Raw genomic sequence first — 7,470 nt, 5'->3', positions numbered from 1 at the left:
AGCGTGTTGGGATGGATTCCCAGATCACGTGCAATCTCGGGGACCTTCGCGTCCCCCTCGGTCGCTAGCTTGACCGTTTCAATCTTGAACTCTCTGGGGTAGGTCTTCCTCTTCTTCTGTTGCATGACAGTCCTCCTGCTGCGCTGGTTGTAGCAGCTTTTCGGACTGTTCACAAGAACGGGGCAGCATCAGGTTGAGTTTGAAGCTAACAAATGGGTTGGTACTGAATCATTTGAATCCTCGCTAAAAACGGCTGGGTGTCTTATTTCGTCACCCTGTGAGTCTGTGCTGTTTGTGGTACCCCAAGGGTGTAGTATCTTGCTGGAGTCCGCGGCTCGGTTGTTGGCTTTATGTAATCAGCTCGTCTTGAAAGGTAAAAAAGTTACGATCGATTTCAGTGCGTGTGATTCGACAAGAACATACTTCGACCGAATTGGATTTCTGAATGAGTTGGATCTGCAGGTTGAGGTTATCCCCTGCAGATCCAACTTTTCCGCCGCAGATAAGTATAGAGGGAACAGTAATGCGGTTGTTGAATTTGGAAAAATTGACATTGAACAACCTGATAAAGCCATTCCACGCCTACTTAAAGATCAATTCGTTGTGCATGCAGGTGCAAAATATGAACTAGCAGCTTTTACAATTTTTACTGAGTTGTTTGGAAATGTTTGTGAACACTCGAATACTCCGATTCCAGGTTTTGCTGCACTACAGAAATATAGTTATCCTCGTCCTCATATTCAGACAGTTGTATCCGACAGTGGTGATGGAATTGTTGGTACACTAAGACCCGTTCTGGCTGAACATTACCCTGACTTAGCCGCTAAATTCAAGGAAACTGATCCAATGTCAGGGGTTATGCTTCTGAAGGAGGTGTTGGAAAATGGGGGGATATCCCAAGTGCAATGCTCTGATGACAATGGTCGGGGGTTAGGTCTGAACAGTAGCCAAGGATACGCAGTCAAGTACAATGCTGACATTTCTGTACGTCAGGAAACGTTCGAGCTAAAGCTTTCGTACAGAGGTGGGAAGTTGTTGCAATTTGCGCATACACTGGAAATGCCAAAGATAAAGGGTACCCATGTATGCTTCGATTTTTTCTTGACTAAACCTTCTAAACCCGTTAATTTAACAAAATGAACCAGACTAGAATCATAATTAAGCTTCTTGATCTAACGTCAGACGATCACCCATTTGGCAATGTACAAGGTCGTGAAATCTTCATGAAATTAGTTAGTTTTGTCGAGTCGCATCCTCTCGAAAAGGTATTCGGTATCTCTTTGGAAGGGATAGTGGCCACTGACGCATCTTTTCCAAGGGAGAGTGTGATTTCCTTGGCAAAGCACTATCGTGGAGAAAGATGGTTTTTTTTACAAAATTTATATTCAAGAGATCTAATAGACAATTGGCGGTACGCTGCAAAGGCGAAGGAACAACCGCTAACGATTTGGAATGGTGATGATTTTGAAATAATCGGGCCACCGATGAATTCGGCGACGGAAGAACTGATTGGATATGTTATCAAGAATGGTGCTGTGACCGCCTCCAGGGTTGCGGCGGATCTTAATCTCACCATTCATAACGCGAGCACTCGACTGAAGCGGCTTGTAACCGAGGGGTATCTGATGCGGTCGGAGGAGGTTGCCCCCTCAGGGGGGAAGGAATTTATTTACCGCCCTTGCAAATAAATCTGGTTAAACTTGTTGACACAACCAGAATAGTTGTGCTAGTGTAGCATCCAGAAGCCCAAATTTTTTTAGTCCTTCGTTAAACACGATAATTTAAGGAGAATTAAAAAGGGTCTCCGGCGGTTGTCTGTTTCTGGCCAGGCACGACTGCGGGGGAGGGGCAACAAATAAGGCATGTGCTGAAAGGAGGTGAAACGGATGAAGACGATTAAACCGGGAAGTAAAGCCCCTGCATCGGGTCAATATGAGATCATTGGCTCACGCGGGGGGCACACTGGCACTGAGCGCACCGTAGTACGCGGTGAACCGCTACCGCCTACACCGAAACCTGGACAGGGTTATGTTATCGCAGACAGAACCAAAAACGGTGCTGGCAAGGGGTAAAGGACGGGCGGAGGCTTCGGCCTCCGCAGTTCTCGAGTCCTGGCAAGGTAGAATTTATTATGAAAAGGAGACAACAACATGGACGGGAACAACAAGACAGTCACTATCATCGTCGAGGCCACTCCGCACGAGTGGCCGAAGGGAGAGATCTCCTACACTGAGGTGTTATCCCTCGAAGTACCGAACTACATGCAGCACCCTGAAATCACGTACTCCGTAAAGTACAAAAACGGCCATGGGAACAAGCCTGAGGGAATCCTGTCCCTTGGTGCCACCGTTAAAGTCAAAGAAGGGATGGTGTTCAATGTTTCAGAAACTGGTCAGTCATAACGAGGACATTCGGCGTTTGGCCGAAAAAGGTTACGCGCTCGGGTTCGACAGTAATTACATGGTAATCCGTGACATTTCCTACCTGAATGGTCAGCGGCAGCTGGAAATCGGCGCCATTGTAACTAAGCTCGTCTTTGTCGATCAGAACCAGGTTGTCCAGGACGATCATCAGGTCTTTTTCGCCGGATCAGTGCCGCATAACATTGATGGAACGCCAATTCCAAACTTAGGTGGCGGCCCTACTCAGTTGGCACTGAGTGGGGCCTGTCCCGATGTGATAGTACAGCGGTCCTTCTCAAACAAGCCACGCATCAGCGGGAAGTTTCAAGACTTCTACGAAAAGATAGAGAGTTATGTTTCAATCATTTCAGGGCCAGCCATGGAACTTTACGACGTCACCCCATACACCTTCCGGATCGCCCAGAACAATTCAGAATCTGTATTTAAATTCCACGATACTTTAACGAGTAGAGCAGAGATTGGGGACTTGGCTTCCAAGTTTCATGATGATGTTGTGGCCATAGTAGGGCTTGGTGGCACTGGCGCCTACGTTCTGGACTTTCTAGCTAAAACTCCAGTTCGGGAAATTCGTGCATTTGATCTTGACCATTTCCATGTGCACAATGCCTTTCGCTCCCCGGGACGGCTTGATGAAGGTGAATTAGGTAAGCCAAAGGCGGAGGTGTATGGTTCGCGCTACGAGAACTTTCGATCGGGGCTGAAAGTGCAAGCTAAATTTGTCGACTCATCATGCACTGATGACTTCGAGGGGGTCACCTTTGCTTTCATATGTGTGGATAAGGGCTCCTCTAGAGCTGGTATCTTTGATCTTCTTATAAAAAAGGGCATCCCTTTCATCGATGTTGGAATGGGGCTCAGCCGTAAGAACGGTCCAATAGGCGGAATGGTGCGTACTTCATACTTTTCTGTGGAGAATGGCCCAAAAGTAAAAGACATGGCTGTAGCTCCTCTTGCAGACAATCCTGACAACTTGTATAAGACGAATATTCAGATCGGCGAACTCAATGCACTCAACGCTGCCTTGGCGGTGATTCGGTTCAAGCAATTGCGAAGTTTTTACTTCGAGGAGATCCCTTATTACAATGTCTTATATGATATATGTGACCAAAAGATAGTCGGGGAATCAGAGACATGAGGATTGAACTGCAATATGTGAATTACATGCCAAAGGAACTGAAGGTCGGCGTACTGTACGTCTCAGAGCAGTTCGGTACAGCCGCACACCTATGCCCATGCGGGTGTGGGGCAAAGGTGCGGACTCCATTAGGCCCGACTGAATGGTGTGTTGAGGAGACAGAGAGAGGCCCTACACTTTATCCGTCAGTGGGAAACTGGCAATTACCCTGTAGATCGCATTATTTCATTGATAGGGGCCGGATCTGTTGGGCCGAGGAGTGGACAGAGGAGGAGATAACTGCAGGCCGCTCGGCTGAACAACAGCGACGACGGGAATATCTTGATGCGCTCTATCATGAAGAGGGCGGAATTCTGCGGAGAATAGGTCGTTGGGTGAAACTTTTTTGGGATAGGCCGTCTTAAGCTGGCCATTAAGTCCACTTTTTGTTTGTGTTCGAATGCTACAACCCCGCCCCGTCAAAAGACAGGGAGATTAATGAAATGCGCTGACTGCGAAAGGAACCGCACTCGATGAAGAAAGCGAAAAAACGTGGGAAGAAGAAGCCGAATCATGTGAAGCAGCATCCTGATGTAGTATCCGTCGCTGTAAAGCCGGTGCCTAGGGGCGAGGGGCCTCTTCTCATGTAAGAAGTTTTGGAATTGGCAGCTATCAAGGTGCCGCCAGACTCTCTCTTCCGAGTGATCGTAGACTGGCAGCAAGTCACCACAGACCGGACAAGGCCACTTCTGGCCTTTGGGATGCTCAACGGCAACATCCACACGCTGGGTTGATACTGGCAGGTCGACCTTTGCAACAGTCCACGGCGACTCCAGACCCAGCAGGTGGCGATACAGGTCGGTATCTCTCATAGCTCCCCCCTTTTAATGGAGGGATTATAGCAAATCAGATCTTGTTACCCACGGAAAACCCTGAAGAGCCATATACAGGAGCGTGTGCAGGGTGATATCTGAAGTATGGGACCCGTAAGTGAAGTTCCGAACCTCGCCCCCCCTATAATATTTGTAAAGTAACATCAAGGGTATAGCCGTCAGAGGTTAGCCCCTTTTTGTTTCTTCCTTACCAACATCCCTTCTCGCAACAGTCCCCCCTAAACGAACCTTCATCACCAACAGGACATGACGTAACTGCCATTGCGGCACACGTGCGTCCAGTGTCCTATATAACCAAAAGGAGGAGTAACCATGTGCAAAGTCTACGATGTCATCAACAGTCGAATCATGGAGTTATTGGAGCAAGGAACCGTACCATCGAGGAAGACATGATACGCAGGTAGCAACTACCCGAGGAACATCAGCGGTCGCGAGTACAGAGGGGGCAACGTGTTCATGCTGGCCTGCCAGGAGTACGCCTCCCCATACTGGTTGACTTATAAGCAAGTTCAAGACCGTGGTGGCCATGTCATCAAGGGATCGCGCAGTGTACCGGTGGTATTCTGGAAATGGGTAGATCGTAAGGGTACCGATGGTGCTGATAGTGAGGAACGCCTTAACGGTAAAGTACCCCTGCTCAGGTATTACAGTATCTTCAACCTTGAGCAGACGGAGGGTGTCAAGGAGCCTGAGCCTACCGTGGCAATCAACGATCACCAGCCATTACCGTTGCCAGAGCAGATCACTATTGGAATGCCACTGAGACCCGATATTAGGTTCGGTGGCAATAGGGCTTATTACTCACCAGCCTTGGATTATTCGCAGTTACCACACCTTGGCTCCTTTGAATCACGAGAGGAATATTACTGCTGTCTGTATCACGAGTTATCCCATGCTACCGGTCATGCCAGCAGGGTAGGGCGGAAAGGGATACTGGAACCATCGTACTTTGGCAGCCACGAATACAGTAAAGAGGAGTTGGTCGCCGAGATGTCGGCAGCGTTCCTATGTGGCCATACTGGTATCGAACAGAAGACCATCGAGAACAGTGCTGCATATATCAAGGGGTGGCTTAAGGCGCTCAAGAACGACAAAACCTTACTGGTACATGTCCACCTTATGCCTCGGACGCCGCTCTGCGCGCGTTGTTTCGGTAAGGAGGTGGATCTATGAAAAAGTCCCGTCCAGCGCCCTCCCAGTGTCACTACGCAGACCAGCTGCGGCAAGATCTACGTCACCCTACCGCCGATGGCCACGGCCTCCCTTTCGAAACCTTCGTCAGGCTCGGCAAAGCGGGTGTGGTGGCCCCCGCAACTCCTTCGGGCCCCAAACGTGGGCCAAAGCCCGTCTTCATAATCCCGCCTCCACTTCTGACATGCTGAAAAACGGAAACAGCCAATGTGCCGTAAGTACCGACTGCAGTCCAACGGTCGAAAAAGTTAGGTAAATTATGTGTCACCGATAACTGTGCCTTGCCAGCATAGCTAATCAAAGCCGTAGCGGCGACCGCTGATGTTCGCCAGCCGTCTCCGTGTTTTGCAAAAAAAGAGTACAGTCTCCTTTCGATCTGCCGATAAAGAAGTAGACGTATCTCAAGAAAAGCTACTCACGGATTGACATGCTATGGAACAGACAAAACAGCCAAAGCAGCCGGTAGTGCTCATCATTGACGACAGCAAAGCCTTACGTAAATTCGTACGTGAGTTGCTGACGCAGGAAGGATACTCCGTTTTAGAGGCCGACAACGGTCGTGCGGGCCTCGACCTCCTCGAATCGGCTCCTCCAGATGTTGCACTGTTGGACGTGGAGATGCCGGTCATGTCGGGAGTGGAGGTGCTGCAGGCGGTGGGACTCAAGCCCCGGCTTTATTCCATCGTCCTTTTCACCACCCACTCGAGCCTCGAACAGATAGCAGCCGGGTTCGAAATGGGGGCGGATGACTACATCATAAAACCTTGCAACCATATCGATCTCCTGGCCCGTATCAGAGCTGCAATCCGCAGCTCACGTCAGAAATCCGAGTTAAGCGAGGCGTGGCAGAAAGCGGAAGCGGCATTGATAAAACTGCAGCAGGCACAAGGCCAGTTGGTCGAGCAGGAAAAGGTCAGTGCCGTGGCGCGATTAGCAGCGGGAGCCGCACACCACATTAACAACCCGCTCGGATATGTCATGAGCAATATCAGGACGCTAGAGCGGTATTCAACTTCATTGCTGCGTTTCAGCGACGAGATCAAGCACGAGCTTTTGGAAGCTGCTCCGGGGAAAGCGGAACTGCTCGGCGCGCTGGAAAAGGAACTCCATCTGCCGCGGATCCGCAGTGATCTACGCTGTCTGCTGCAGGAAACGCAGGAGGGGGGACAGCGCATGGCGCTTATCATCCAGCAGTTGGCACAACTGGAACTGGGGCTTGCCAATCCGGTAACTGACGAGCTGGACCTTGGAAAGGTGGTAGAACCGCTGGTCAGGATAGTGACTGTGCTGGCCCCGCCGGAGACCGAGGTGATCTGGTCCGGTCCGGAACAAGATGTCTTCGTGAAAGGATCGCTGACGCTTCTGAATACGGCGCTGGTGGCCCTGCTCAAGAATGCCTGCGAAGCGTTGGGAGGCGATCCCGGCATCATAAAGGTGTCCGTCACCGCCAATGACGAGGCCGCCGAAATCTTCATCTCTGATAGCGGAGCGGGAATACCGCCACAGCAGATCGAGTCGATGTTCGAACCGTTTTTCACCACGAAGTCGCCTGAAAGCCATGTAGGCCTCGGCCTCACCATCGCGCAGCGGTTCATTTCCGGCCACGGTGGGCGTATCTTCATTGAGAGCGACAGTACCGGGACACAGATAAGAATCATGTTCCCGCGCCTATCCTCATTGACCGCTGCATCTCCTCCCGCCATTTTCCGCCATTTCTCAAACACTCACAATTATCAATAATTAATATAGTTTGACTCAAGGACCAGCGCCTGAAACCGATATATTCTGAGCACCCAATGCCCTGTGGAAGCGAAGATAACACTTCAGCCTCTTATATGCTACTGTCTAC

Annotated in this window: 8 protein-coding genes and 1 pseudogene; 7 read left to right on the top strand and 2 right to left on the bottom strand. The window is 50.1% G+C overall.

The genetic code is table 11. The features are described 5' to 3' along the window. A partial coding sequence (locus K419_RS24440; RefSeq protein ID WP_026842597.1) for a transposase occupies positions 1–125 on the bottom strand: 125 nt, incomplete at its 3' end. A 193-nt stretch (positions 126–318) separates the two neighbouring features. Here K419_RS24440 and K419_RS23645 point away from each other — a divergent pair. From K419_RS23645 to K419_RS24430, 5 genes are all read left to right on the top strand, one after another. Beyond that, positions 319–1,140: an ATP-binding protein gene (locus K419_RS23645; RefSeq protein WP_156912230.1), complete on the top strand. Its 822-nt coding sequence runs from the start codon at positions 319–321 to the stop codon at positions 1,138–1,140. A gap of 83 nt (positions 1,141–1,223) precedes the next feature. Next, positions 1,224–1,688, top strand: a complete 465-nt coding sequence (locus K419_RS0116860) for a MarR family transcriptional regulator (RefSeq protein ID WP_198013125.1) — start codon at positions 1,224–1,226, stop codon at positions 1,686–1,688. Positions 1,689–2,150: 462 nt separating this feature from the next. Further along, positions 2,151–2,402 carry a multiubiquitin domain-containing protein gene (locus tag K419_RS0116855; RefSeq protein WP_026842594.1) on the top strand — a complete coding sequence of 84 codons (252 nt, stop codon included), beginning with the start codon at positions 2,151–2,153 and terminating at the stop codon, positions 2,400–2,402. After that, a complete protein-coding gene (locus K419_RS0116850; RefSeq protein WP_026842593.1) occupies positions 2,377–3,558 on the top strand; it encodes a ThiF family adenylyltransferase in 1,182 nt (393 codons plus the stop codon). Before K419_RS0116855 ends, K419_RS0116850 begins: the two co-directional genes overlap by 26 nt. Beyond that, positions 3,555–3,962, top strand: coding sequence for a DUF6527 family protein (locus K419_RS24430; RefSeq protein ID WP_084154264.1), 408 nt, complete (start codon positions 3,555–3,557; stop codon positions 3,960–3,962). The genes K419_RS0116850 and K419_RS24430 overlap by 4 nt, the downstream gene beginning before the upstream one ends. A 138-nt stretch (positions 3,963–4,100) precedes the next feature. Here K419_RS24430 and K419_RS24155 read toward each other — a convergent pair. Then, positions 4,101–4,409: pseudogene (locus K419_RS24155) on the bottom strand (transposase family protein); the annotation flags it as partial. A gap of 477 nt (positions 4,410–4,886) precedes the next feature. Here K419_RS24155 and K419_RS24425 point away from each other — a divergent pair. Both K419_RS24425 and K419_RS22255 read left to right on the top strand, forming a co-directional pair. Beyond that, a complete protein-coding gene (locus tag K419_RS24425) occupies positions 4,887–5,603 on the top strand; it encodes an ArdC family protein (protein WP_404813207.1) in 717 nt (238 codons plus the stop codon). 450 nt (positions 5,604–6,053) lie between these two features. Beyond that, the gene (locus K419_RS22255) at positions 6,054–7,361 is read left to right on the top strand and encodes a sensor histidine kinase (protein WP_084154262.1); all 1,308 of its coding nucleotides are present in this window, start codon (positions 6,054–6,056) and stop codon (positions 7,359–7,361) included. Positions 7,362–7,470: the final 109 nt, after the last annotated feature.

This window comes from Citrifermentans bremense R1, assembly GCF_000426865.1.
Taxonomy (GTDB): domain Bacteria; phylum Desulfobacterota; class Desulfuromonadia; order Geobacterales; family Geobacteraceae; genus Geomonas; species Geomonas bremensis.
This window is presented reverse-complemented; position numbering and strand designations above follow the sequence as displayed.